The 25,677-nt window shown below is 70.8% G+C and carries 23 protein-coding genes; 4 read left to right on the top strand and 19 right to left on the bottom strand.

The annotated features are described in order from the left end of the window. Positions 1-5: 5 nt before the first annotated feature. The 3 genes from BJK06_RS18620 to hisD all read right to left on the bottom strand — a co-directional run bounded on the left by BJK06_RS18620 (position 6) and on the right by hisD (position 3,777). Positions 6-836, bottom strand: a complete 831-nt coding sequence (locus BJK06_RS18620) for a nitrilase-related carbon-nitrogen hydrolase (RefSeq protein WP_070417989.1) — start codon at positions 834-836, stop codon at positions 6-8. Continuing rightward, complete coding sequence (locus tag BJK06_RS11390) at positions 833-2,371, bottom strand: APC family permease (RefSeq protein WP_070417988.1); 1,539 nt, start codon at positions 2,369-2,371, stop codon at positions 833-835. The genes BJK06_RS18620 and BJK06_RS11390 overlap by 4 nt, the downstream gene beginning before the upstream one ends. A 65-nt stretch (positions 2,372-2,436) precedes the next feature. Continuing rightward, positions 2,437-3,777: a histidinol dehydrogenase gene (gene hisD, locus BJK06_RS11385; RefSeq protein WP_070417987.1), complete on the bottom strand. Its 1,341-nt coding sequence runs from the start codon at positions 3,775-3,777 to the stop codon at positions 2,437-2,439. 381 nt (positions 3,778-4,158) lie between these two features. On the opposite strand from hisD, the gene BJK06_RS11380 reads away from it, so the two are divergent. Next, positions 4,159-4,680 carry an RNA polymerase sigma factor gene (locus BJK06_RS11380; RefSeq protein ID WP_156794840.1) on the top strand — a complete coding sequence of 174 codons (522 nt, stop codon included), beginning with the start codon at positions 4,159-4,161 and terminating at the stop codon, positions 4,678-4,680. Between the two features lie 63 nt (positions 4,681-4,743). On the opposite strand, the gene BJK06_RS11375 is transcribed toward BJK06_RS11380, so the two are convergent. The 5 genes from BJK06_RS11375 to BJK06_RS11355 form a co-directional block, all read right to left on the bottom strand. Next, complete coding sequence (locus BJK06_RS11375) at positions 4,744-6,885, bottom strand: beta-galactosidase (protein WP_258027625.1); 2,142 nt, start codon at positions 6,883-6,885, stop codon at positions 4,744-4,746. Between the two features lie 3 nt (positions 6,886-6,888). Then, a complete protein-coding gene (locus tag BJK06_RS11370) occupies positions 6,889-7,797 on the bottom strand; it encodes a carbohydrate ABC transporter permease (protein ID WP_070417984.1) in 909 nt (302 codons plus the stop codon). Then, complete coding sequence (locus tag BJK06_RS11365; RefSeq protein WP_229085480.1) at positions 7,794-8,738, bottom strand: carbohydrate ABC transporter permease; 945 nt, start codon at positions 8,736-8,738, stop codon at positions 7,794-7,796. The genes BJK06_RS11370 and BJK06_RS11365 overlap by 4 nt, the downstream gene beginning before the upstream one ends. A gap of 11 nt (positions 8,739-8,749) precedes the next feature. Continuing rightward, on the bottom strand, positions 8,750-10,141 hold the full coding sequence (locus BJK06_RS11360; protein ID WP_219810638.1) for an ABC transporter substrate-binding protein: 1,392 nt from the start codon (positions 10,139-10,141) through the stop codon (positions 8,750-8,752). A 105-nt stretch (positions 10,142-10,246) separates the two neighbouring features. Continuing rightward, positions 10,247-11,308, bottom strand: a complete 1,062-nt coding sequence (locus BJK06_RS11355; RefSeq protein ID WP_219810637.1) for a LacI family DNA-binding transcriptional regulator — start codon at positions 11,306-11,308, stop codon at positions 10,247-10,249. Between the two features lie 333 nt (positions 11,309-11,641). On the opposite strand from BJK06_RS11355, the gene BJK06_RS11350 reads away from it, so the two are divergent. Continuing rightward, positions 11,642-12,142, top strand: a complete 501-nt coding sequence (locus tag BJK06_RS11350; protein WP_070417983.1) for a hypothetical protein — start codon at positions 11,642-11,644, stop codon at positions 12,140-12,142. A gap of 78 nt (positions 12,143-12,220) precedes the next feature. Here the strand turns inward: BJK06_RS11350 and BJK06_RS11345 are convergent, their stop codons facing one another. The 7 genes from BJK06_RS11345 to BJK06_RS11315 form a co-directional block, all read right to left on the bottom strand. Next, a complete protein-coding gene (locus BJK06_RS11345; RefSeq protein WP_070417982.1) occupies positions 12,221-12,523 on the bottom strand; it encodes a hypothetical protein in 303 nt (100 codons plus the stop codon). 31 nt (positions 12,524-12,554) lie between these two features. Next, positions 12,555-12,767: a twin-arginine translocase TatA/TatE family subunit gene (gene tatA / locus BJK06_RS19130; RefSeq protein WP_070417981.1), complete on the bottom strand. Its 213-nt coding sequence runs from the start codon at positions 12,765-12,767 to the stop codon at positions 12,555-12,557. A gap of 63 nt (positions 12,768-12,830) precedes the next feature. Continuing rightward, positions 12,831-13,760: a carbohydrate kinase gene (locus tag BJK06_RS11335; RefSeq protein ID WP_070419398.1), complete on the bottom strand. Its 930-nt coding sequence runs from the start codon at positions 13,758-13,760 to the stop codon at positions 12,831-12,833. Between the two features lie 52 nt (positions 13,761-13,812). Beyond that, positions 13,813-15,288: a glycoside hydrolase family 32 protein gene (locus BJK06_RS11330; RefSeq protein ID WP_070417980.1), complete on the bottom strand. Its 1,476-nt coding sequence runs from the start codon at positions 15,286-15,288 to the stop codon at positions 13,813-13,815. Further along, entirely contained in the window at positions 15,285-16,193 is a 909-nt protein-coding gene (locus tag BJK06_RS11325) for a carbohydrate ABC transporter permease (RefSeq protein ID WP_083295207.1), read from the bottom strand. The genes BJK06_RS11330 and BJK06_RS11325 overlap by 4 nt, the downstream gene beginning before the upstream one ends. Continuing rightward, positions 16,190-17,137, bottom strand: a complete 948-nt coding sequence (locus tag BJK06_RS11320) for a carbohydrate ABC transporter permease (protein ID WP_070417979.1) — start codon at positions 17,135-17,137, stop codon at positions 16,190-16,192. Before BJK06_RS11320 ends, BJK06_RS11325 begins: the two co-directional genes overlap by 4 nt. Beyond that, a complete protein-coding gene (locus BJK06_RS11315) occupies positions 17,137-18,543 on the bottom strand; it encodes a sugar ABC transporter substrate-binding protein (RefSeq protein ID WP_070417978.1) in 1,407 nt (468 codons plus the stop codon). The genes BJK06_RS11320 and BJK06_RS11315 overlap by 1 nt, the downstream gene beginning before the upstream one ends. Positions 18,544-18,680: 137 nt before the next feature. Here BJK06_RS11315 and BJK06_RS11310 point away from each other — a divergent pair, with 137 nt between their 5' ends. After that, the gene (locus BJK06_RS11310; RefSeq protein WP_070417977.1) at positions 18,681-19,751 is read left to right on the top strand and encodes a LacI family DNA-binding transcriptional regulator; all 1,071 of its coding nucleotides are present in this window, start codon (positions 18,681-18,683) and stop codon (positions 19,749-19,751) included. Beyond that, entirely contained in the window at positions 19,748-21,220 is a 1,473-nt protein-coding gene (locus BJK06_RS11305) for a glycoside hydrolase family 32 protein (protein WP_070417976.1), read from the top strand. Before BJK06_RS11310 ends, BJK06_RS11305 begins: the two co-directional genes overlap by 4 nt. A 59-nt stretch (positions 21,221-21,279) precedes the next feature. Here BJK06_RS11305 and BJK06_RS11300 read toward each other — a convergent pair whose 3' ends face one another. The 4 genes from BJK06_RS11300 to BJK06_RS11285 all read right to left on the bottom strand — a co-directional run bounded on the left by BJK06_RS11300 (position 21,280) and on the right by BJK06_RS11285 (position 25,578). Further along, complete coding sequence (locus tag BJK06_RS11300; RefSeq protein ID WP_070417975.1) at positions 21,280-22,401, bottom strand: GDSL-type esterase/lipase family protein; 1,122 nt, start codon at positions 22,399-22,401, stop codon at positions 21,280-21,282. Positions 22,402-22,513: 112 nt separating this feature from the next. Continuing rightward, positions 22,514-23,005, bottom strand: a complete 492-nt coding sequence (locus BJK06_RS11295; RefSeq protein WP_070417974.1) for a GNAT family N-acetyltransferase — start codon at positions 23,003-23,005, stop codon at positions 22,514-22,516. Positions 23,006-23,028: 23 nt separating this feature from the next. Continuing rightward, positions 23,029-23,601: a DUF2510 domain-containing protein gene (locus BJK06_RS11290; RefSeq protein ID WP_229085493.1), complete on the bottom strand. Its 573-nt coding sequence runs from the start codon at positions 23,599-23,601 to the stop codon at positions 23,029-23,031. Between the two features lie 75 nt (positions 23,602-23,676). Continuing rightward, a complete protein-coding gene (locus BJK06_RS11285; RefSeq protein WP_070417973.1) occupies positions 23,677-25,578 on the bottom strand; it encodes an ABC transporter ATP-binding protein in 1,902 nt (633 codons plus the stop codon). Between the last annotated feature and the right edge of the window lie 99 nt (positions 25,579-25,677).

The following is a 25,677-nucleotide window of genomic DNA, read 5'->3' as shown; positions in this document are numbered from 1 at the left end:
CGTCGTCACCGGCCGGTGAGCGGTCCGTAGAGGTCCGGCCGTCGGTCACCGAACAGGTCCGCGCGCGGCGTGAGGGTCTTGTCCCGGGTGGCGACGAGGTCGAGGTCGACGACCACCGTGCCGGGGCCCGGTCCCGTCGCGGCTCGCACCCATCCGTCGGCATCGACGATCGAGGTCCCCTCGTTCCAGTCGACCCCGCGCTCGGTGCCGCACCGGTCGGCGCACACGATCGCCATCCGGTTCACCCGCGCGGCGGCCATGGCGATCTGCACCTCGGGGGCACGCTCCCCCGCGGGGCGCTCGACGTACGGCCAGTTCGTCGGCACCGCGAGCACGTCCGCACCGTCGAGCGCCGCGAGCCTGGTCCACTCCGGGAACTCCATGTCGAAGCAGATGGCCACGCCGATGCGCCCGTGCCGGGTGTCCACGACGAGCGGCGGCCGCGACCCCGGCGTGAAGCACTCCTTCTCGCCGTCCCACAGGTGGACCTTCCGGTAGACGCCGATCACTCCGGACGGGTCGACGACCGCGGCGGAGTTGTGCACGACACCGTCGTCGCCGAGTTCGGCGAAGCCGCCCACGACGACGCCACCGGCGCCGCCGGAGAGCCGGGAGGCAGTGGTCGCCCAGTCCGTCACGGTCGCGTCCGACGCGGCGACGGCTGCAGAACGGGCCTCGGCGGCATCGCGGAACACGTAGCCGCTCGTCGCGAGTTCCGGGAGGACCACGACGTCCACGTCGTCCGGGACTGCGGCGAGCGCCGCCCCCACCGTCGCAGCGTTCGCCGCGAGGTCACCGACGACGGGCGCGAGCTGCACCGCGGCGACGCGGGTCACGCGACCACGTCCTCGTCGTCACGGGACGCGGGTCGCTGCGGCGGTGCGGTGCCGTCGGCGACTGCGGAAGGTGCCTCCCGGCCGTCCCCGGTCGACGCTGCCAGGGCGACCCGAACCCGTTCGACCAGCCCCGTCCGGAACGTGATCGCGAGCCCGACGAGGAGCCACGCCGCGACGATGTACGGGAACCAGCTGTACGGCGCCTCGAGCCCGACGGCGTTCTTGTAGATCGTGTAGAGCACCAGGGCGAGCGCCAGGACCGGCACGACGATCTGCCACCTCGGGGTGTCGGTCCGGCGCGAGAAGAAGAGGAACCGGACGGCCCCGACGGTGGCGAGGACGTAGGCGACGAGCAGTGCGATGGTCCCGACGGTGAGCGCCCAGTACGTCGCGTCGAGCACCGCTGCGCCCGAGAGCCGTTCCCCGACCACGACGAGCAGGACGACGACCGCGACGACGCTCAGGGCGTTGACCGGCGATCCCTGCGGCGACAGCTTCGCAACCGGCCGGGCGATGCCGGTGTCGCGGGACAGGGCGAAGAGGACGCGCGACGCTCCGGACAGGGTGCCGAGGAAGATGGCGAACAGGCTGACCACGGCGGCGAGGGTGAGCAGGTCGGCGAGCCAGCTGCCGACGTACGTGCGGGCCAGGTCGCCGTAAGGGGCCGCCGAGCCGGCGAACTGCTTCACCCCGGCTGCCGAGGTGCCGTAGCCGAGCGACTGCGCGACGATCGACAGCAGGTAGAACGCGCCGACGACGACGATCGCGATCTTCAGGGCCTTCGGGATGTCCCGCTTCGGGTTGCTCGTCTCCTCGCCCAGGGTCGCCGCGCCCTCGAAGCCGGCGAACGCGAGGAACCCGAACACCGCGGCGCCCGCGATCAGACCGACGTCGGTGCCGCTCGGCAGGGCGAGGAAGTCCCAGCTGAGGTGCCGACCGGCGGGCGCCGCGCCGACCCCGAGCCGGACGAGCACGACGACGTTGAGGACGGTGACGAGCACGGCACCGATCAGCTCGGCGTAGAGCAACGACCGCGTGATGACGTGGACCGGGCGACGTCCGAGCAGCACGACGACGGCGAGCGCCACGATCGTCACCCAGATCCAGTCCGGCGCGACGTCCAGCCCGACGTCGTTCAACAGCTGCGTGACGAACAGGCTGATCTCGATGCCGGACCCGGCACCGATCGTCACGTAGCCGAAGAACAGCGCCCAGCCGGCGACGAACCCTGCTCGCGCGCCGAGCGTGAGGCCCACCGTGGCGTAGACGGAGCCCGTGTGCGCGATGTTCCGCGACAGCTTCACGAACCCGTACGCGACGAGGGACACCGCGACGAGCGCGAACACGAAGGCCCAGGTGGCGCCGCGCCCGAGGATGCCCGCGGCACCCGCCCCGAGGAGGGCCATGACCCCGACGGGTCCGATGAGGCCGACGGAGAACGCCGCGGCGTCGGCGACCTTGAGCTCCCGTTTCAGGCCGGGGCCGGCGGCGCCGGGGCTCGAGGAGACTGGGCTGGAGTGGTGCTCGGTGGTCATCGCTGGCTCCGATGCGGTCGGTGTTCGGGTCGGGTGGGGTGGGAGGTACGGGGGTGATGCAGGGGTCAGTCGTTGCTCGCTGCGACGGGTGCGTACGTGTCGAGGCGCATGGTGGCGGTGGCGCGGTGCGCGCTCATGCCCTCGCTCGCCGAGATGACGTCGACGGCGTGCGCGACCGACGGGGTGGCCTCGCGGGCGATGCGCTGGTAGGTGAGCGGCTTGAGGTAGCGCGACACCGAGAGTCCCGCGCTGTGCTTCGCTCCCCCGGCGGTCGGCAGGGTGTGGTTCGTGCCGGCCATGCCCTTGTCCGAGTAGGCGACGGTGCTCCAGTGCCCGAGGAACAGCGAGCCGTAGTTGGTGAGGTGGTCGTGGTACCACTCGTCGTCGGTGGTCTGGACCTCGAGGTGTTCCGGAGCCAGCTCGTCCATCACGAGCACGGCGTCCTCGCGCGTCGGGACGAGCACGACCGAACCGTGGTCGCGCCAGGCGGGCCCGCAGATCGCGTTCGTGGACAGTGCGGGGAGCTGCCGCTCGACGGCGGCCACGACCTCGTGCGCGAGCCGCTCGGACGTCGTGACGAGGGCCGCCGGGGAGTTCGGCCCGTGTTCGGCCTGCCCGAGCAGGTCCGCGGCGACGATCTCCGCGTCCGCCGAGTCGTCTGCGATGACCGCCACCTCGCTGGGACCGGCGAGCAGGTCGATCGCGACCGTCCCGAAGAGCTGGCGCTTCGCCTCGGCCACGTACGCGTTGCCTGCGCCGACGAGCATGTCGACCGGGTCGAGGTCCGTGTCGAGCAGACCGAACGCCATCGCCGCGAGCGCCTGCACCCCGCCGAGGACGAACAGCCGGTCGACTCCGGACAGGTGCGCCGCGTACGTGACCGCGTCGTTCGCGCCACCGTCCGGCTGCGGCGGCGTGCACGCGACGACCGACGGGACACCAGCGACCTTGGCCACCCCGACCGTCATGAACGCGCTCGCGGTCAGCGGGAAGCGCCCGGCGGGCAGGTACGCGCCGACGCTGCCGACCGGGACGTAGCGCTGGCCAACGACGAGGCCGTCGGCGAGCTCCGCCTCGAAGTCCGTGAGGTGCTCCCGCTGCATCGCCGCGAACTGCTTGGTCCGCGCCGAGCCGAGCTCGATCGCCTCACGCAGGTCCGGCGCGAGGCGGTCACCGCTCGCCGCGATCTCGGCAGCGGACAGCTCGAGGAGTGCGTCCTGCCGGTCGAGTTCCCGGGCGTACCGGGCGATCGCGTCCATGCCACCGCGTTCGATCTCCGAGAGCATGCGGCTCACCGTCTCGATGACCGCGGGGTCGCGCTGCGCGGGCGGGGTGTCGAGGCCGGGCGCCTTGACGAAGCGGAAGCGGTCGGCGTTGCGGGTGGTGAAGCGGGAGGAGAGCTGCATGGGTCCACCCTGGCCACGGGTGGGGCGGGGAGGTAGCCCGAATGGCAGCCGAGGTCCATCGGGAAACACGATGGGACCCACGACGCGGTCGTGCCTCGTGCTGTCGGTCCCTGCTGATGCGCGTCCGACGGTCACGAGACCGACCTCTTCCCCTTCGCGGACCGGCTGGCACCCGACGACGCGAAGATCGCACTCCACGTCACCCTCCCGGTGCACCACGGGATCACCGCGCTCGACGAGGACGCCATCCGGCGCTGGTCGGGCGGCCTCGCACCAGGCCCGGTCCCCCACGATCTGGGGTAAGCACCACGACCCTCTCGGCGTGACCCGATTCCGAATCCCCTGGACGCATCCACCCGAGGATCGGAGCCCACCGTGCTCATGCGCGCCCCCACCGCAGCACCACCGCACCCCGCGGACTTCGCATCGATCGTGCGACGGCACACGCCGCTCGTGCACGCCACCGCCATGCGCGTCCTGCACTCCCACGCGGACGCCGACGACGTCGTGCAGGAGACGTTCCTCGCGGCGTGGACGAACCTGGGGTCGATCGTCGATGCGGCGGCGATCGGCGGCTGGCTCGTGACCACTGCTCGGCGGCGGAGCTACGACCGGTTCAGCGGGGCCGCCGCGCGGGTCACCGGACGGCTCGACGAGTCGACGCCCGCAGCGGACGACCACGCCCCGACCGGTGTCACCGAGCGTGCGTCCCTCGCGCAGGCTGCGACGGCGGTGCTCACGACCATGCCCGCGACGCAGCGCCGGTGCTGGGAGCTGCGGCACGTCGAGCAGCTGTCCTACCGGGAGGTCGCCGATGCGCTCGGCCTGCCGGTCTCGACGGTGCGCGGGATGCTCGTCCGGGCGCGGGCGACGCTCTCACGTGAGCTGGCGGCGTGGCGGTGACCTGACGGTGGACGGGAGGCGCGGTGCCAGCTGGCACCGCGCCTCCCGTCCCGCAGTGGTCGCCTACCGGACGGCCAGCACCCGCACGTCCCACGCCCCGAGCGACAGCTCGGACCCGGCGGCGAGCGCCGTGCCGTCGAGGACGTCCTCCGCCGCGACCGGCACCCGGAAGGCGCTCGGCGTCCACGACCAGTTGTGGACCACGTGCACGGTCTCCCCGCGTCCGTTGACCGAACTCTGCACCGACTGCGTGTCGGTCTGGGGACGCCAGCCGGGTGCTCCGTCCGCCCCTGGAGCCGCCCAGTCGACGAGCGCCGCGGCGAGCGCCGGGTCCGGGACGGTCCCGACGTAGGTCACCCGTCCGGCACCGTGCGCACGGGTGGTGACCGCGGCGAACCGGCCGTGGTGCGGGTGGTCGTACCCGACGAGCACGTCGGCGTCGTCGACGAGCAGGCCGTCCGCCCACCGGGTCGCCGTGGCCCCGACCGGCACGGAGAACCCGTGGTCCGTCGCGGCGGCCCCGGCGGACACCGGGATGCGGCGACCGAGGTTGCTGAACTCGTCGTAGTGGACGCCCGCCGCGACGTCGAGGAAGGCGGGCTTGCGCTCGAGCCGGGCACGCGCCTCCTCGTCCTCGTAGCCGGTGCGGATGCCGACCACGAGGTGGCCGCCGGCCTCGGCGTAGGCGGCGAGCCAGTGCAGCTGCGCATCGGTGGCGATGGTGAACGCCGCGGCGACGAGGACCGGGCGCTCGGCGGCGAAGGACGCCGGGTCGCGGTCGAACACCTGCGACGGGTGCACCGTGTTCGCCTGGAGCCCGGCGTCGAACACCCCGCGGGCGAAGGCGTCGTAGACCGTCTGCCACGATCGGCGGTCGGGCTCCATGCCGTCGCCGAGCGCCGGGTGTTCGTTCAACGCCCACTTCGACTCGTTCGAGAAGAGCAGCGCGACGTCGGCGTGCGGCCGGAGTCCGGCGACCCGGTCCCCGGCGCGCGCGAACTCGGCACCGATCCGGGCGATCTCCTCGTACGTCCGCCCAGGCTGCTGGGAGTGCGGGAGCACCCCGCCCCAGTACGTCTCCACCCCGTAGTGCAGCGTGTGCCAGTGCCAGTACTCGATCATCGAGGCGCCACGGGACACGAGCGCCCACGCGGCCTGGCGCCACTGCCCCTCGTACGCCGGCTCGTTCATCCACGAGAAGCCGATGGCCTGCGCGTTCGTCTCGGTGACGAGGAACGGCGCCTGCTTCGACCCGTACATCCGGTCACCCGACGCGACGATCGACCAGGCGCCGGACGACGTCCAGAACTGGGCCGGCTCGTCGGTGCTCGGGAGCTCGAGCGCGTCCTGCATCCGGTAGTAGGGGTTGCCGGCCGTGACGTCGAGGGAACGGGTGAGCACCTCGTCCTCGACGGTGGGCCGCTCGTAGGCGATGCACGTCGTGACGAACTGGTCCGCACGGGAGTACTCCCGCACGACCGATGCCTGCCAGGCGATGAAGTCCGTCGTGATCGAGGCCTGGAACCGACGCCACGCGAGGTCGTACTGCGGCTGCGCGTTGCCGTCCGGGGTCCACAGGTCCGCCCAGGTCGAGAGCCGGTGCGACCAGTAGGTCAGCCCCCACTCCTCGTTGAGCCGCTCGACGCTCCCGTAGGTGTGCCGCAGGTGGTCGACGAACCGCTGGAACACCTCGGGGTTCGCGATGAGCTCGTTGCCCGGCTCGTTGTCGACCTGGTACCCGATCACGGCCGGGTGGTCGGCGTACCGGGCGACGATCTTCCGGATGACCCGCTCGGCGTGGAACAGGAACGCGGGGTGGGCGTAGTCGATCTCCTGGCGAGCCCCCCAGCCCATCGCCTCGCCGCCGGTCCGTCGCCGGACGTTGATCTCCGGCACGATGCGGGCGAGCCACATCGGCACCGCGTAGGTCGGCGTGCCGAGGACCACCCGGATGCCGTGCTCGTGCGCGGCGTCCAGCACCGGGGCGAGCCACTCGAGGTCGAACCGGCCGTTCTCCGGCTCCCAGGTGCTCCAGACGGACTCGCCGACGCGGATGACCGAGAACCCGGCCTCCTGCATGAGGCGCATGTCCTCGTCGAGCCGGGGTGTGGGCTGGTACTCGTGGTAGTAAGCGGCGCCGAAGAGGACGCGGTCGTGCTGCATGGTGCGGGGTACTCCGTTCGAGGGTGCTTGGTCGCGGGTCATGTCTCAGCCCTTCACGGCGCCGGCCGTCAGGCCGTCGAGCAACTGCTTGCGGAGGAGCAGGAACACGAGGATGGTCGGCACGCTCGCGAGCACGGCGCCGGCGAGCACGAGGTCGTACGAGCGGTTCTCCGAGGCGAAGATCGCGTTGAGGCCGAGCGGCAGGGTGTACTGGTTCGAGTCGGACAACAGGACCAGCGGCCACTGGAACGAGTTGTAGCTCTGCAGGAAGCTCCACACGGCGAGTGCGCCGAGGGACGGCCGGAGCAACGGGAGCACGACACGACGGAACGTGCCGAACTCCGAGTTGCCGTCGATGCGGGCGGCCTCGATGATCTCGTCCGGGATCGCCTGGACGATGAACTGCTGCATCATGAAGATGCCGAACGCCGGCGCCACCCACGGCACGACGAGCGAGAACCACGGGTTCGTGAGCCCCGACTTCACCACCAGGATGAAGAGCGGCACGAGGATCACCGCGAACGGCACGGACAGCGACGAGAACATCACCGCGAACAGCACCCGCTTGCCCCGGAACCGGAACTTCGCGAACCCGTAGCCCGCCATCGCGCAGACGAAGACGGACACGACGGTGGCGATGAGCGCGGTCCCGACACTGATGCCGAACCACGCCCAGAACGGCTGGGTCGACAGCAGGTTGGAGTAGTTCTCGCCGGTCGCCGGGTTCGGGATCAGCGACGGCGGTGTCGCGAAGATGTCGCCGCGTCGCTTGAACGATCCGGACAGGGCCCAGAGCAGCGGGAAGACGAACACGAGCAGCAGGGCGATGAGGGTCGCGTAGAGCAGCCCACGGCGGGCGACCCACCCGCGCGTGCGGGGCGGGCCGGAGCGGGGAGCCCGACCTCCGGCGGTCGTGACGGCCCGGGTGGTCGGGCGGTCGGTGGTGGCGGTCATGCGTCCCTCCCGATGGCGAGTGCGCGGTTGAGGATCTGGCTGACGCCGAAGACGATGACGAACAGCACGACCCCGGCCGCGGCCGCGTACCCGAACTGCTGTCGCTCGAACGCGGCGCGGTAGATGAACATGGCGACGGACAGGGTCGCTTCGCCCGGGCCGCCCTTCGTCAGCAGGTACGGCTCGTCGAAGAGCTGCGCGGCGCTGATGAACGACGTGACGACGACGAAGCTCGTGACCGGTCGGATCTCCGGCAGGGTCACGTTCGTGAACTTCCGGAACGTGCCGGCACCGTCGAGCGACGCGGCCTCGTACTGCTCCGGCGACACGTTCTGGAGCGCCGCGAGGAAGAAGATCGTCAGGTACCCGACCGTGCGCCAGAGGAGCACGAACCCGATCGCGACCTTCGCGAGCGTCGGGTCCCCGAGCCAGTCGGTGTTCGGCAGCCCGAACAGCGCCTTGAGCGAGGCGTTGAGCAGCCCGTAGTTCGTGTCGAACACCAGGCTGTAGATGAGCGCGATGACGATCGGTGACAGCACCATCGGGATGAAGAACGTCACGCGGAACAGGTCACGGGCGCGCAGCCCCTTGGCGTTGAGCGCCTGCGCGACGAGCAGGGAGACCGGCACGATGACGAACACGGCGATGAGCGTGTAGATCAGCGAGTTCACCAGGGCGGTGCCGAAGCTGGTGTCGCGGAACAGGTTCGCGTAGTTCGACAGCCCGATCCAGTTCGGGGCACCGAGACCGACCCACTCCGTGAGCGACAGGTACACGGCGGCGAGCACCGGCACGATCATGAAGAGGCCGTACAACACGTAGAACGGCGCGATGAACAGGTACGGCGCGCTGCCGCCGTTCGTGTTGAGCCGTCGTCGTCGGGCCGGCGGATCGGCCGTGGTGGCGGACACCGGGATGCCGGTGGCGGTGGATGTGGACAACGTCGTCCTCCTCAGGCGCGGGTCTGGCCGCGGAAGTCGGCCGCAGCGGCGTCGAGCGCCTGCTTCGGGGAGATCTGGCCCTTGTAGGCCTTGATGATGTAGCCGCTCAGGACGGTCTGCAGGATCGCTGCGTCGGCGCTCTGGTGCTGCGACGGGACGTCGTCGACGACGGACTTGTAGACGCCGAACAGCTGCTGCCCGCCGAAGTACGGGTCGCTCATCGCGGCGAGGCGCGGGTCGTCGTAGACCGAGCGCAGCGTCGGCAGGTACCCGAGGTCCTGGTACCGCTTCACCTGCTGGTCCGGGTCGAGGTACGCCGCGAGCACGAGGTCGATCCCCGCCTTCGTGAGGGGCTTGTCGCGGAGCACCGCGAACCCGGTCCCGCCGCCGACGCTCGTCGTGCTGCCGCCACCGGCGAACCGGGGCAGGTTCCGGACGCGCCACTTCCCCTTCTGCTCGGGGACGTTCGGCTTGATGCCGTAGCTGGCGTACCAGGAGGGCATGTCGACCGCCAGGATCGTGCCGCCCTTCAGCCCGGACTGCAGGCTCGGCCCGTACATGTCCGCGACCGTGGCGATCGCTCCGGACTGCACGCCGTCGACGAGGAACTGCAGGGTGCGCTCGGCCTCCGGGGTCTGGATGGCGATGCCGCCGTCCTCGTCGTACAGGTCGCCGCCGCGCTGGAGCAGCAGGATCTGGTAGCTCTGCAGCGTGCCGCCCGGGTCGGTGACCGCGACCGCGTGCAGCGAGACGCCCTTGCTCTTGTTGAGCTTCGCCCCGAGGTCCATGTACTCCTCCCACGTCGTCAGGTCGTCGGGGATGCCGAGGGCCTCGAACCGGTCGGCACGGTGGTAGTACACGCAGAGCGGGGTGTCCGAGTCGAGCGCGTAGAGGTGTCCGTCCTTCGAGAACGGCGTCAGTCGTGCGGCGATCAGGTCGTCCTGCTGCGCGGCCACCGACGGCGACAGGTCGCTCAGCAGCTCCTTCGCGATGTCGCCGCGGAGCATCCGGCAGAACGCTCCGATCTCGAGTCCCGCGACGTCCGGTGTGCCCGTGCCCGCGACCGCCTGGGCGATGAGCTTCGTCGGGATGTCGGCCGCCGCGATCGTGGTGATGTCGAGCGCGAACCGGAAGTCGGACTCCCGGTCGGCGACCGGCAGCGCCTGGGTGAAGAACTTCTCGTAGCCGGGGTCGTGCGTCCAGAACGCCAGGTCGGCGCGTCCGGAGCGGACGGCTGCGGTCGACTGCGGTGAGCAGGCGGCCAGCAGGCCGCTGAGCGCGAAGGCTCCGCCAGCAGCGGCGCCCCACCGGAGCAGGTCGCGTCGGCTGGGTCCCCGGCTCGCGTTCCGGTCGGGAGGCGCGGCTGCGGCGGTCGTGCCGGGTCGCGGTGGTACTGGGGTCACGTGTCGTCTCCTGACGTCGTCGTCGAGGTGGGTGCGGGTGTGGAGGCGAGCGCGCGTGAGCGCTCACTCACGGGACGGCGGCAAGCCGCGCCTCCCGTCCGGTGTTCAGTCGGCGGGGCGGAGGTGACGCCGTCCCGGTGACGGCGGCGCGCTGGTGGCGCGCGTGATGAGCTGGCCGGGGAGCATCCGGTGCCGCTCGGCCGGCGGGTGGCCGTCGAGCGTCCGGAACAGGCGGTGCATCGCGAGACGGGTGGCCTCGTCGAAGTCCTGGCGGATGGTGGTGAGGGGCACCGGCAGGAACGCCGCGATCGGCATGTCGTCGAAGCCGACGATGCTGATGTCGCCCGGGACGGACAGGCCCGCCTGCTGGATCGCGGACATCGCGCCGATCGCCATCTGGTCGTTCGCCACGAACACCGCGGTCACGTCGGGTCGGGTGAGGAGCGCGCGCATCGCGTCGTGGCCGCTCTGCGGCGACCAGTCCCCCTCGACCGGTTCGTGCTCGGCGACGCCCGCATCCTGCAGGGCCGCGCGCCAACCGGTCTCCCGGCGCTGGCTCGAGGTCCAGTTCCCGGGGCCGGCGATGTGCCACACGGTCTCATGACCGAGGGCCAGCAGGTGGTCGGTCGCAGCGAAGGCGGCACCGGTCTCGTCGAGGCCGACCGCGAGGGTGTTCTCACGGTCGGCGACGTCGGGCGGCCCGAGCGTCAGGACGGTCACGCCCGAGGGCATGCGGAGCTGGTCCATCTGGTTGTCGACCGGCTCGGAGAAGACGATCGCCTCGACGTCCTGGCCGATGAGGGAGTCCACCGCGGGTTGGAGCTCCTCGGCGGTCGCGGTCACCGTTCGGACCACGGCGAGGCTGTAGCCGTTCGTGCGGCAGGCCTGCTCGACGCCGGTGAGCATCGCCGTCGGGCCGTACAGGTTCGTGCCGATGGTGATGAGGCCGACGCGGCGAGAGCGCTGGGACTTGAGGGAGCGGGCGGCGGCGTTCGGGCGGAAACCGAGCTCGGAGATCGCGGCCTCGACCTTGGCGCGGACGGCCTCGGTGACGTGGGGCTCGTCGTTCACCACGCGGGAGACGGTCTTCTGGGAGACGCCGGCGAGGGCAGCGACGTCGGTCATCGAGGCGGGGCGCAGGCGGCGGACGGGGGCGGTGTCGCTCATGTGCCAGCTCCTTCGCTGCAGCCTCGGGCCCGAGGGGGATCGGGTGTGGGAGACAGGTAACCACGGGGTTGTCTACGTAGTCAAGGGTCATCTTCCCCGTATTGCTCGCACCCGTGAGGTCGTACCGTTCGCTGATGTGCAGCATTCTGGGCTTCGTCGCCGCGCCCGTGGCGATGATTCGGGGAGGATGAACTTGAGCGCAGACGAGCGGCGATCGTTGACTGCGCACGGAGGGACCGGCGACTCTTCGCAACCGATCGACGGCATCGAGCGATGAAAGGGTCGCGAACGAGACCATCCGTCGCCCTCGCTGCCGGAGTCTGCTGCGCGGCGTTGCTCGCGATCGACAATCTGCTGGGCTTCACCGGGCACCACGTCCTCGGTGCGATCGCCGTGCCCGTCCTGGCCGCGACGTCGGTGGCAGCAGGGTCGATGGCTGCCGCTGGTGGAGCGTTCACCCGCGATGCCGTGCGCATCCTCGTCGCCGCCGGCGTCGTCGGCTTCGTGGCGACACTGTCCCCGGCGACCAGCAGTCAGCTGTGGTTCCCCGTCGCGCTCGTCCTGCAGGCACTCGTCCCGCTCGCCTTCGTCGCAGCTGGGGCCCTCTCCGCGCGGCAGCCCGTGGAACCCCGTGCCGTCCGCCTGCTCGGGATGCTGCTCCTGGTGCTGGCCACCGCGTGGATCGTCACCGCGTTCGCGTCGGTTGCGCTCGTGGTGTTCCTGATCACGCAGGCCTGCACGCTGCTCGTCGCGGCAGCCACGGAACTGCACCCGGTCGTCCGCCGGGCGTGGGGACTCGCGCGCGGGCTCTGGTCGAGCGCTGCTGTCCGTTGAGGCGTTCGTGCATCAGACGCTCCGACCGCGGATCGCGTGGTCGGGGAACTCACGCGCTCCGCGGAGCGGCGCGGGGCATCACTGCTGAGTCTCATGGGTGACAGCCGTCGCCGCTGACGCCCGCTCCCCCGACTCGCTCGCTGACGTCGGGTGCGTCAACGCATCACGGATGATCCGGCGCGGGTCGTACCGACGCGGGTCGAGCTCGGACCAGTCGATCTCGACGCCGATCTCCTCCTCGACCTGGGCCTTCGTGGATTCCGCCCAGTGACGGAGCTGTCGGACGAACCCGGCCAGCTGCTGCGCGAGACCGACGAGGCGGTGCGGTCCGACGAAGACCGCGGCGACGATCCCGATGACGATCAGCTTCTCGGCGTCCACCGTGCGCTCCGCTCAGCTCGAGGCGGTGTCGTCACTCGACGGGCGTCGTCGTGGTCGACGTCGCGACGGGAGCGGGGTCGCCGGTCGGGGTGCCGTGCGGCTCAGTGTCGCGGACCTCGCGGCGGAAGATCGTGAGCGACTGCCCGAGACCCTTCGCCAGGGCGGGGAGCTTGGTGGCGCCGAAGAGCAGGATGACGATGCCGAGGATGACGAGCAGGTGGATGCCGGTGAGGTTGCCGAGCATGGTGTTCTCCTTCGAGGGTTCGGGTGGTGGACGAGGGTCGGTGGGTCCGCACGGTCGACGCGGTCACCGGACGGCCTTCGGGCCGGAGGCCAGCCGGACGTCGTCGATGGTCGGCAGGTCGGCCCCGCGCCGTCCGACCGTGATCGCCGCGGCGATGGAGCACGTCCGACCCAGCTCCTCCAGCGCGGTGCCGTCGAGGTGCCCCAGCGACGAGTCGCTGCCCGTCGACGACGAGTCGGCCGGCCACGGCCGCGAGCAGGTCAACTGCCAGAGGAGCGCCGCGGTGTAGGTGTCCCCCGCGCCCACCGTGTCGATGACGGCCGCGCGCTCCCCCGGCACCGTCACCCGCTCCGAGGCCGTGGACAGGATGGATCCCGATGCCCCGGCGGTGACGACGGCGAGCTCTGCCCCGAGCCCGATGACCGCGTCGAGCACCGCGTCGGTGTCACGCCCGGGCCAGAGCCATGCCGCGTCCTCGTCGGAGAGCTTCACCACGGTCGCCAGGGCCGCCAGCTCCTCGAACCGGGCGCGTGCTGCGGACCGGGTGCCGAGCAAGGCGGGGCGGACGTTCGGGTCGAGCGAGACGATCCCACCGGCGGCCGTGGTCCGTTCGGCCGCAGCGAGCACCTTCTCTGCCCCCGGCTGGAGGAACGCGGCGATCGATCCGACGTGCAACCACTCCGGTGTCCGCTGGAGGCGCGGGAGGTCCCACTCGATGTCGAACGCGTAGCTGGGCTGCCCGTCCGCACCGAGCAGCACCGTCGCGGATGACGTCCGTGCAGCGCCGAAGCCGCCGGCGACGAGCTGCACGCCCGAGGCCTCGAGGTGCTGCGCGATGTGCCGTCCTCGCTCGTCCGCACCGAGCCAGGTCGCGAACTCGACCTCGGCGCCGAGCCGCCCCAGGCCGAGCGCAACGTTCGCGGGCCCGCCGCCGGGGACCTCGCGGCCCTGACCGACGACGTCGACCAGCGCTTCGCCGGCGACGGTGATCATCGACACGTCCGTGTCCTCCCCGGACCGGCGACGGGGCCGTACCGCAGCGACATCAGGCAGTCCCGGCGCCGGCGACGACCGCCCGCGGAGCGGACGCCACCGACGTGACCGAGCACTCGAGCGGCCACCACGACGCGCCCTCCGGGGCCTCGACGGTCCACGGCGGTGCCTGCACCGGGTAGACCCGCGTCGTGACGGAGCGTCCGGCGCTGGTGAAGACCTCGACCACGGAACCGTCGAGCAGCACGCGCACCGCGGGGCGGTCCGCCGCGGCGTCGAACGGACGACGGATCTCGGCTGGGCGCCGGTCCGCGCGCTGGTCGGTGCTGGCGCAGGACCGGTCGACGGTGAGCGTGTCCGCCTCGGTGTCGACGACGATGTCGAGGAACTCGGCGTCGGAGAACCGGACCCGGATGCGGCCGGTCACCGGGTCCTGGAGCACGATCTCTGCCTGGGCGCCGATCGTCTCCGCGCGGCCGTCCGTCGCCGAACCGACGCGCAGCGCATCGAGAGCCGGGTGGGGCTCGGTCAGGAGCCGTCCGTCCGCGACCCACGCGCGGCGCGGCAGGGAGATCGCTCCCGACCAGCCGGCCTGCTCGGTCCACTCCTGGGTCCGGCCCTCGGTGATCCACCCGAACAGCACCGGGCCCCACGACCCCGTCCGCATCACCGAGGCCGCGTAGAAGTGCTGCCCGTCGTCGATCCGGGAGGGCCGCGGGTCACCGGTCAGGGGTACCGCGAGCACGTCGCCGGGCCCCTCCGCGTGGGACCAGGACGCGACGATCGCCACGTCGGCGCCGTCGATCGTGATGATCTGCGGGCACTCCCAGCCCTCGCCGGTGTCGATGCCGTGCACCGTCGCGCGCGGCATGGCGACGAGGTCGCCGACGAACGCCCAGTCGACACCGTCGGTCGAGCGGTAGTGCCGGACGGACGCCACCTGGTCGGCGTCCGCGGCGCCGACGGCCATCGACCACCCGTCTCCGTCGGACCACACGAACGGGTCGCGGAACATCGTGATCGATTCCTCTGCTCCGGGGTCCGCGACGACCTGCACGGGGGCTCCGAAGGTGGCTCCGCCGTCGGTGGACTCGGCGAGCAGCACCGACTGGAAGGGGCTGTGGTCGACCTTGCCGGAGTAGTAGGCGCGGACGACCCCGTCGTGCAGGACGGTGTTGCCCGACCAGGCACCACCGGAGTCGGCACCGCCCGGGACCGGCACGATCGCCGGACGGTGGAGCGTCCAGTGCACCAGGTCGTCGCTCGTCACGTGCCCCCACTCCACCGGGACGTCGAGGTCGACGCGCGGCCGGGACTGGAAGTACAGGTGGGCCTGCCCGCCGATGTCGATCGGGCCGTTCGGGTCGTTGACGTAGCCGCGGGGAAGGCGGACGTGGAACTGCGGGAGGTGGTGGTCGGCTGGTGCGATCACGGTCGGTGCTGCTTCCTGGGACGGGGTGGGGACGGCGCGGGCGTCGGCCGGCGGGGCCACTGCCGAAGGCGCCTCGGTCACGGGCGTGTCGGTCATCGTGACGACCCCGCCGTGACGCCCTCGATGAAGTACCGCTGGGCGACGATGAACAGCAGCACGCTCGGGATCATCGTCAGGACCACGCCGGCGAGCACGACCGAGATCGAGCCGGTGCCGAGGTTGCCCTGCAGGCCGACCAGCCCGAGCGGGAGCGTGAACGTGTCCTGCTGGTTCAGGAAGATCAGCGGCCGGTAGTACTCGGCCCAGAACCCGGAGAAGTTCAGGATCGCGAGCGTCGCGATCGCCGGGCTGGCCATCCGCGAGTACACGTGCCAGAAGACGCCGAACTGCGTCGCTCCGTCGATGCGCGCCGCCTCACCGAGCTCCTTCGGCATCTGCATGAAGTACTGCCGCATCAGGAAGGTGCCGAACGCGCTGCCGAGGGCCGGGACGATGAGCGAGGCGATGGAGCCGGTCAGTCCCATGTCCTTCAGGATGACGAACACCGGGATGATGATCGTCTGGATCGGCACCATCATGGTGGCGAGGAAGATCCCGAAGATCGTGTTCTTCCCCGGGAAGCTGATCATCGCGAACGCGTAGCCCGAGAGCGTGCAGGTGATGGTCTGGCCGACCACGATGAGCAGTGTGACGAGCACGCTGTTCACGAAGAACTGGCCGATCGGGATCTGGTTGAACACGGCCGCGTAGTTGCTGAAGTCCCACGAGAGCGGGATCCACTGCGGCGGGTTGTCGAACGACTCGGCCGGGGTGCGGAGCGAGGTGGTCAGGGTCCAGAGCAGCGGCCCGAGCGCGAACACCGCGGCGATGATCAGGATGACCAGCCCGATGACGCTGCCGACCTTCGCCACCGGTCGGCGGCGACGGACGATGTGGGCGACGCTCGGCTGGGCGACGGTCTCCGGCGCGTGGAGCGGGTTGATGACGTCGGTGGTCGTCATTGGTAGAACACCAGCTTTCGTGCGGCGATGAACTGGATCCCGGTGATGATGCCGATGATGACGAGCAACAGGATCGCGATGGCGGAGGCGAACCCGAACTGCAGGTTCTGGAAGCCGGCCTGGTAGAGGGAGATGGTCGCGGTCGTCGTCGCGGTGCCCGGCCCGCCCTTCGTCATGATGAACGGCTGGTCGAACAGTTGCATCGCGTTGATCATCGCGATCACGGTGGCGAAGAGGATCGTCGGGCTGATCAACGGGATCTTGATCCGGAAGAGGGTGCGCCACGGCCCGGCTCCGTCGATCGCTGCGGCTTCCTGGACGTCGACCGGCACGGACATCAGGGCGGCCACGAACAGGACGAACGTGAAGCCCACCTGCTGCCAGACCACCACGAGCACGACCGTGACCTTCGCCCAGAACGGGTCGTTGAGCCAGTGCGCGCCCGGGAGCCCGATCTCGTTCAGGTAGTAGTTGATGAGCCCGAACTTGGTGTCGAAGATGTAGCCCATGAAGATCGACACCGCCGCGGACGACGCGAGCAGCGGCAGGTAGAACGACGTCCGGAAGAACACGCGCGTGGCGTTGCGCTTCCGGTTGTTCGCCAGCACCGCCAACAGCATGCCGAGCGAGATCTGCAACGCGACGATGCAGACCGCGAGCACGACGGTCACCCCGAACGAGGCCAGGACCGGACCGTCGGTGAACAGCCGCACGTAGTTGTCCAGGCCGACGAACTTCGGGCTGCTGATCACGTCCCACGACGTGAAGGAGAGCCCGAGCGACGCGAGGATCGGGATGAAGGTGAAGACGGCGACGAAGACCACCGCCAGTCCGATCATCGCGTAGCCGAACGAGGCTTCACGGCGCCGGACGCGCTTGGCCGCCGGCCGGCGGGCTGCGACCTCGGCAGCCCGCCGGGAGCGGAATCCTGTCGTCGCGGTCATCACGACGCCTGCGCGGCGGCCTTCTCGATGTCGGCCTGCAGGCCGTCGAGCGCCTTCTTCGCGTTGCCGGACGAGATCGCCTGGGTGGTGCGCTGGTTGAGGGCAGTCGCGAGCGCGTTGTAGTAGGGCGGTGCGGAGATCGGCACCGAGTTGTCGAGCTGGTCGTAGAACACCGACCAGTGCTCCGGCCCCGTGGTCTTGTACCGATCGGCCGTCAGCAGCGACTTCTGCGCCGGTGTCGTGACGTTGCCGGGCCAGAGCGCGTCGAAGCTCTCCGGCTGCACCATCAGCTTGATGACCTCGAACGCCAGGTCCTTCTGCTTCGACGAGTCGAAGATGCCGTACCCGCCGGCACCGAAGAGCGACTTGTTGCTCTTCCACGTCGGGAACTCCACGACGTCGAAGCTGCCGTCCTTCATGCCCGCGTTGTGGAGACCACCCGCCCAGAACCCACCACCGATCGTCATGCCGATGCGCCCGGACGCGAAGAGGCCCTGCAGCGTGCCGCCACCGCCGACATCGGGCGACGGGGACGCCCCCGACTTCTGCAGGTCGATCACGTACTGCAGCGCCTCGACCGCAGCGTCGGAGTTCGCCGTCGGGTCGCCCCACTTCCAGCCGCCCTTGCGGCCGCTCACGCCCACGGCGTTGCCGTCGAACGCCTTGCTGCCCCAGAGCCAGTCGCCGCCGGAGTAGCGCCCCTCCTCGAGGAGGTTGCCGTCGTTCGCGTAGAGGAACGAGGTCCAGCTGCCCCAGAGCCGCACGACCCAGTCGAACGCGTAGGTGCTGCCGCCGACCTTGGCCAGGCTCTCCGCCGACGAGTGGAAGTCGTCCATCGACCAGTTCGCAGCCGGACGCGAGAGCCCCGCCTTGTCGAACAGCGACGTCGAGTAGAACATACTGCCGGCGTTGAAGCTGTCGGGCAGCGTGTAGAGGTGCCCCTGGTACATCGTCGACTCGACCAGCGAGGGGTGGATGCCCCTGAAGTACGTCGACAGCCCGGACAGGTTCTTGGTGACGAGGTCGTCGAGCGGCGTCAGCAGGTTCTTCGAGGCGAGCAGCTGCTGCCCCTCGGTCGCGACACTGACGATGTCGGGCACGTCCCCGGAAGCGATCTGCGTGAGCACCTTCGCCAGGAAGTCGTTCCAGTCGGTGCCGTTGATGGCCGTGACCTGCAGCTTCGCCGTCTTGTCGAGCTGCCGGATCTTCGGCTCGATGGCCTTCTGGAGTGCGGTCGCCGCGCTCTGCTCCCCGAAGTAGAGCATCTTGATCGTGCCCGTCGCGCCACCGCCGCTGCCGGAGGTGGAGCACGCCGCGAGCGATCCGATGCCGGCCAGTGCGAGTCCGGCACCACCGAACTTGAACAGCGTGCGTCGGTCGATCGGAGTGCTGAATCCGTTCGCCATGGGTCGCTCCTCTCTGAGCGATCGTGGCCCCGTCGAGTCGGAGCCAATACGTATTTGCTCGCTGACTGTACACACGTCGTCCACATGAGGCAATACGTATTTGCTTCTGCCATGATGAGCATGTCGAAGGAGGACAGATGGCGAGCCGAAAGCAGACGGAACCGTCGCACCGCGTCACGATGAAGGACGTCGCGCGGCATGCCGGCGTCTCGCAGCCGACCGTCTCGTTCGTGCTGAACGACCGGCGAGACGTCTCGATCGCCGCGGACACCCGGGCCCGTGTGCTCGAGTCGGCGAAGGCGCTCAACTTCCAGCCGAACCGTGCCGCGCAGTCCCTGCGGTCGAACCGGTCCTACACGGTGGGGGTCATCGCGGACCGGCTCGTCTCCCAGCCCTACGCCGGTCACATCGTGCTCGGTGTGCAGCAGGCCGTGCAGGAGGCCGGGTACGTCTGCTTCGTCGTCGAGACCGCGCAGACGTCCGACGGCGGCACGGCGGCCGTCGCGAACCTCGTGCAGCAGGGCGTCGCCGGCCTGATCTACGCCGCCCCCGGCCCCGAGGACGTCACGCCGGTGTCGGGCGTCGAGGGCGTGCCGACGGTCTTCGTGAACTGCTTCCCGCCGGACGGCGCCCCGGCCGTCACCGTGCTGGCCGACGAGTTCCAGGGTGGCCACGACGTCGCCGCTGCCGTGTTCGCCGCCGGGCACACCGACGTCGCGTTCCTCGGCGGTCCGGAGGACGACTACGCCTGCCGCGAGCGCAAGCGCGGGTTCGACGAGGCCGCGGCCGAAGCCGGGCTCCGAGCAGACGCCGTCCCCGTCCGGTACGGCACCTACCAGGTGGGCTCCGGCTACGACCTCGCGATGGAGTTCCTCGCCGACGACCCGCCGACCGCCCTCGTGTGCGGGAACGACCGCATGGCTGTCGGCGCACTGATGGCGGCGCAGTCCCTCGGGCTCCGCTGCCCGGAGGACGTCAGCATCGTCGGCTTCGACGACCAGCCTGACCTCGCCGACCAGATGCACCCGCCGCTGACCACGGTCGCGCTCCCCCACCAGCAGATGGGCTTCGACGCCGGCACGCTCCTGCTCGCCGAGACGCACGATCCCGGGCGCCACCTCGTGCCCTGCGAGTACGTCCCGCGAAGCTCCCTCGCAACGCCACGGGACGCCCCAGCCCCGGCAACCGATCCGCAGGAGTCCGAGTGACCGCCGAACCGAGCACCCACTTCCGCCCGCCGAACGGCTTCGTGGGCGACGTCATCCCGTTCGCGGCCGACGACCGGGCCTGGCTGTACTACCTGCTCGACGAACGGCCGGACGCGGCACCCGTCGACCGTCCGACGGGCATGCCCTGGGGCGCGGTCTCGACGACGGACTTCGTGACCTTCGAGGACCACGGCGTCGTGCTGCCCTCGGGCGGACCCGACGCCAGCGACTTCGACTGCTACACGGGCAGCGTCGTCCGCGACGGCTCCGGGCTCCTGCACCTGTTCTCCACCGGCCACAACCCGCACATCACCACCGACACCGACCTCGGCCGGAAGGACGTCCAGGTCGTCTGCCACGCGACCTCCGACGGAGACCTCACGCGCTGGACGAAGCACCCCGAGTGGGACCTGCCAGCGCTCCCCGGCTACGCGCCCGAGGACTGGCGCGACCCGTTCGTCTTCCGCCCGTCGCCCGAGCGCCCCTGGCAGATGCTCCTCGCGACCCGCCGCCCGGACGAGCCCCACCGCCGCTCCGGTCTCGTCGCCCGCCTCGAGTCGGACGACCTCGTCACCTGGCGCGACGCCGACCCGATCTGGGCGCCGCACCGGTTCATCGCCCACGAGTGCCCGGACGTCTTCCGGTGGGGCGACTGGTGGTACCTCGTGTACTCCGAGTTCTCCGACGCGTTCTGCACGCGCTACCGCGTCGCGACGTCGCCCGACGGACCGTGGCTCGCGCCCGCCGACGACACCGTCGACGGCCGCGCGTTCTACGCCGCGAAGACCGTCGCCCTCGGCGAGGACCGCTTCTTCGTCGGGTGGATCGCCACGAAGGAGGGCGAGCGCGACGCCGGGGCGTGGCAGTGGGCCGGCACCATGGCGACCCTCCAGGCGCACCAGCGACCGGACGGATCGTTGCGCTTCGACCTCCCCCGGACGCTCCGAGCGGCGTACGCGAACGAGGTCGACGTCACCGATGTCTTCACACCCGTGAACGGCGCAGCACCGGTCGTCGGAGACGGCGCATCGAGCCGCTTCGCATCCTGGACCGGGCCGGAACTCCCCGCCGAGGCACTCGTCACGATCGAGCTCGACGTCGCCCCGGACACCCGGTCGTTCGGTGTGCTCCTGCGCACGAGCGACGACGCGGAAGCCGGCTACGCGCTCCGCCTCGAACCGGACCGCTCCCGACTCGTCCTCGATCGGTGGCCGCGCGGTACGACCGGCGGTGAGCAGTGGCAGATCCTCGGTGACGTCCCGCACGCGGTCGAGCTCGAGCGCCCGGTTCCCCTCGCTCCCGGCCCGCACCGCATCGACGTGCACCTCGACGGCGACCTCTGCGTCGCCGTCGTCGACGGTTCCGTCGCGTTGAGCACGCGCCTCTACGACCGCCCGTCCGGGCGTCTCGCGCTCTTCGCGCAGGACGGCGCGTTCGCGCTGACCCGGGTCACCGTCAGCACACGCTGACGGGCTCCGCACTGACGGACTGGAGGCGCGGTGCCAGCTGGCACCGCGCCTCCAGTCCGTCAGTCGTCCTCGTGCGCAGCCAGGGTGGCGAGCACGAGCTTCGCGATCCGCCGTTGGCCGGAGTCGTTCGGGTGGATGCCGTCCGTCGAGTAGATCCCCGTGCCGGAGTGGTCGGCCTGCGGGAACGTGTCCGCCATGCCGACGAAGGCGGCGCCACCCTTGGCTGCGGCGTTCTCGATCTCGGCGAGGTAGGTCGACCACGGGCTCGCCATGCCGTCCGTCATGCTCGAGGCCGGGTCGAACTCACCGATCACGAGCAGCGAGGGCTTCGTGGGGAGCGCCGCGAGGGCCTTCAGGAACGCCACGTACTGCGTCCCGAGTTCCTCGGGGGTGAGCTTCGACGCGTCGTTGCCACCCAGCGTGATCGTGACGAGGTCCGGAGCAGCACGACGCATCGCTGTCAGGAAGCCCTCCTGGTCCTCGGTGAAGGTCGCGATCGTCGCTCCGGAGTGGGCGGAGTCGTAACGGTGGATGCCCTTGCCCCGGTCGCCGTCGAAGATCGTGAACCCCAGCAGGGAGAACGGCGAGACAGCGGTGACGGTCACCGTGTGCTCCCCGCTCGACAACCCGTCCACCGTCGTCGTCGTGCCCGTGCTTGCGTTCCCCGTCGTGGCGACGGTCTCCGGTGCGGCTCCGTCGACGCTGTAGGTGAAGTCGCCGGACCCGGGGTAGCGCGCCCACCAGATGTCGATCCCGGTGCCCGCGAAGGCGTAGGTCCGCGAAGCGCCTGCCTGCATCGCGACCGATCGGTAGCCGAGGTCGGGTGCGGTGGCGTCGAACTGGCTCGACCCCGTGCTCGCGGTCGCCCAGTCACCCCATGTCGAGTCCGGGCCGTACACGGCGAACTGTGCCGGGAGGTACCCGGCGCCACCGGTGACACCGTCCGTCGGGTGCTCCGTGCGGAGCCCGTCGAGCGTGAGGTCCATCCACCGGGTGGAGCGGGCGGAGGCGCCCTGCCCCTCGGTGATCGAGTCCCCCAGGGCGACCCAGTTCGCGGGTTCGTCGGCCCGGTCGGCCACGGCCGCGTTCCAGGTGGCGAGGGGATCGGCGGCCTTCGGGGCCGTCTGCGTGGAGCACCCCGACACGACGATCGCCAGGAGTGCGACGGCCACACCGGCCACGACCCGGGCTCCCCCTCGACGCCGTCCACGAACAGTGCTCCGCAGTGGGCCGTTCACGTTGCCTCCCGTGCGTTGGGGTGTGGACCGCGACCGAGCGCCGGGTCGGGCAATGCTACGCGCCCCGCTCGCGGACCCGGAACGAGACGTCACCACTGACGAGCTCGCGTGACCACGCGACCTCGCGTCCGAGCTGCCCGGTCGACGTGAAGAGGCGCACCTGTTGCGTCCCGGGCAGGACGGAAGCGAGCACGTCGCGGTCTGCGGGAGTGAAGCCGAGCTTCTGCCAGAAGGGCCCCGACCGCCGCGAGAACAACCACGCTCGACCCGCGCCCGCTCGAGCCGCTTCAGCCAGCGCGAAGCGCGCGAGCCGCGTACCGGCCCCGGACGCCCGCATCGAGCCGGACACCGCGACGCTCCGGATCAGGGCGTGCGCGCCGTCCGCGCTGAGCTCGAATCCGGTGCTGCCGGTGATCCCGCCCTCGGGTCCGCGTTCGAGCCAGACCCGCACGGCCGGCGAGTCGAGGCCGGCGACCGTCAGGTCGGCCTCGAGCAGGAACGTCCGCAACTCGTCCAGGTCGTCGCTCGTCGCTCGTGTGCAGGGCACGACTCGTCCTCGTCCGGTGACGACTACGGGAGCAGCTGCTGGAACACCGCGACGGCCCGACCGATCCCGACGATGATGCCGATGACGACGACGGCGATGCTGATCCACAGCGGCCACATGGGCCGTCCCGGTGCGACCTTGCGGACGACGACGTACCGGCCGATGACGTAGACGATCGGCGACAGGAACGCCCACGGCCACGAGAACGGCCGGATGACACCCCGGCGACCGAGGACCCGGTGGTCGAAGAACGCGAGCACGACGTTCGCGGCGTACAGGAGCACGGAGAACGCCTGCAGCAGGAAGTACCCGGCGGTGTAGATGGAGGTCGGGTCCACCGTCCGGACGCCTCCCGGACCGACGCCGTACCGGACCTGCGGCTCGTAGAGGAAGGTGACGGGGAGGGAGAGCAGCGGGAGCAGCGCGAGGACCCAGACGAACACGGTGTCCGTCGGCACGTGCTCGGGCAGCCGCTGGCGGGGCAGCTGCGCGGGCGGCGGGCCGACCTGCACGGTCCACTGGGTGCCGTCCCACCACCGGGTGGCGTGTTGACCGGACGGGTCGGGGTACCAGCCTGGCGGCGTCGGTGACGACACGGTGCGCTCCTCGGGGGTCGGCGGGAGCATCGGACCCCCGACCCGACCGTAGTGCAGCACGGCGGCCGAGTGCACCTACGCCCTCGCCGGACCCACCTCGTCCGGAGCGACGTCCTTCTGCACCGCGAACTGCGTCCGGTGCAGTTCCTCGTACCGGCCGCCCGCCGCGAGCAGCTCCTCGTGCGTCCCGCGCTCCACGATCGAGCCGTCCTCGACGACGAGGATCTGGTCCGCACTCCGGATGGTGGAGAGTCGGTGCGCGATCACCATCGCCGTGCGTCCTTCGAGCGCCTCGCTGAGCGCAGCCTGCACCGCAGCCTCCGAGGTGGAGTCGAGGGCCGCCGTGGCCTCGTCGAGGATGACCACCCGCGGCTGGGCGAGCAGGAGCCTCGCGATCGTCATCCGCTGTCGCTCCCCGCCGGACAGCCGGTAGCCGCGCTCCCCCACCATCGTGTCGAGCTGGTCCGGCAGGGACCGGATCAGCGTCTCGAGGCGCGCGCGGCGGACCGCGTCCCACACCTCGTCGTCAGAGGCGTCCGGCCGCGCGAGCCGCAGGTTCGAGCGGATGGTCTCGTGGAACAGGTGCCCGTCCTGGGTCACCATGCCCATCGTGTGCCGGAGGGACTCGAAGGTCACGTCGCGGACGTCTTCGCCGGCGAGCCGGACGGCGCCCTGGTCGACGTCGTAGAGCCGCGAGAGCAGCTGCGCGATCGTGGACTTGCCCGCGCCCGAGGTCCCGACGAGCGCGACGGTCTGTCCGGGCTCGATCCGGAACGAGATGCCGTGCAGCACTTCGTCCCCGCCGCGGGTGTCGAGCGTGGAGACCTCCTCGAGCGAGGCCAGCGACACCCGGTCCGCCGAGGGGTAGGCGAACCGGACGTCGTCGAACTCCACCGCGACCGGACCGTCCGGCACGGCCACGGCGCCGGGGTTCTCCTGGATGAGCGGCTCGAGGTCGAGGACCTCGAACACCCGCTCGAAGCTGACGACCGCGCTCATGATCTCGACACGGGCGTTCGCGAGGCTGGTCAGCGGCACGTACAGCCGGGTGAGGAGGAGCGCGAGCGTGACCACGTCACCCGTGTTCAGCTGGCCGCCGAGCGCGAGGACCCCGCCGAGGCCGTAGACGAGCGCGAGGGCGAGGGCCGCGACGAGCGTCAGGGCGGTGACGAAGACGAACTGCAGCATCGCGGTGCGCACGCCGATGTCCCGGACGCGCGCCGCACGGACGCGGAACTCCTCGGGCTCCTCCTCCGGCCGACCGAAGAGCTTCACGAGGGTGGCTCCGGGTGCGGAGAAGCGCTCGGTCATCTGCGTGCTCATCGCCGAGTTGTGGTCGGCGGCTTCGCGACGCAGGGCCGCGAGTCGACCACCCATGCGGCGAGCCGGCACCAGGAAGAGCGGCAGCATGAGCACCGCGATCACCGTCACGAGCCACGACGTGCTGAGCATCACGGCGAGGGTGAGGACGAGCGCCACGAGGTTCGTGACCACGCCGGACAGCGTGCCGCTGAAGGCCTGCTGCGCTCCGATCACGTCGTTGTTGAGGCGGCTGACGAGCGCGCCCGTCCGGGTCCGGGTGAAGAAGGCGATCGGCATCTTCTGCACGTGGTCGAACACCGCGGTCCGCAGGTCGAGGATCACCCCTTCACCGATGCGGGCGGAGTACCACCGGGTCGCGAGCGACGAGGCAGCGTCGGCCACGGCGACGACGGCGATGACCACCGCGAGCCAGACGATCGTGCCGACCGCGCCACGAGCGGCGATGACGTCGACCACCTGGCCGGCGAGCACCGGAGTCGCGACCGCGAGGAACGCGCCGACGATCGAGAGCGCGATGAAGACCACGAGCTTGGCACGGTACGGCGTCGCGAACGTCATGATGCGCCGGAGCGACTCGCGGGAGAACCCGTTCCTGCCGTCCTTGGCGGTGGAGATCTTGTAGAGCGAGCTCCAGGCCGCGCCTTCCATGCTCATGGCAGTTCCCTCCGCGCCGCGGAGTCGACGCGGGCCGGCAGCCAGGATACGGCGGTCCGTCGCGCCCCGCGCCGGTCGCGGGAGCCTGGAGGCGCGGCC

Origin of the sequence: Curtobacterium sp. BH-2-1-1, assembly GCF_001806325.1 — a bacterium.
Taxonomy (GTDB): domain Bacteria; phylum Actinomycetota; class Actinomycetes; order Actinomycetales; family Microbacteriaceae; genus Curtobacterium.
This window is presented reverse-complemented; position numbering and strand designations above follow the sequence as displayed.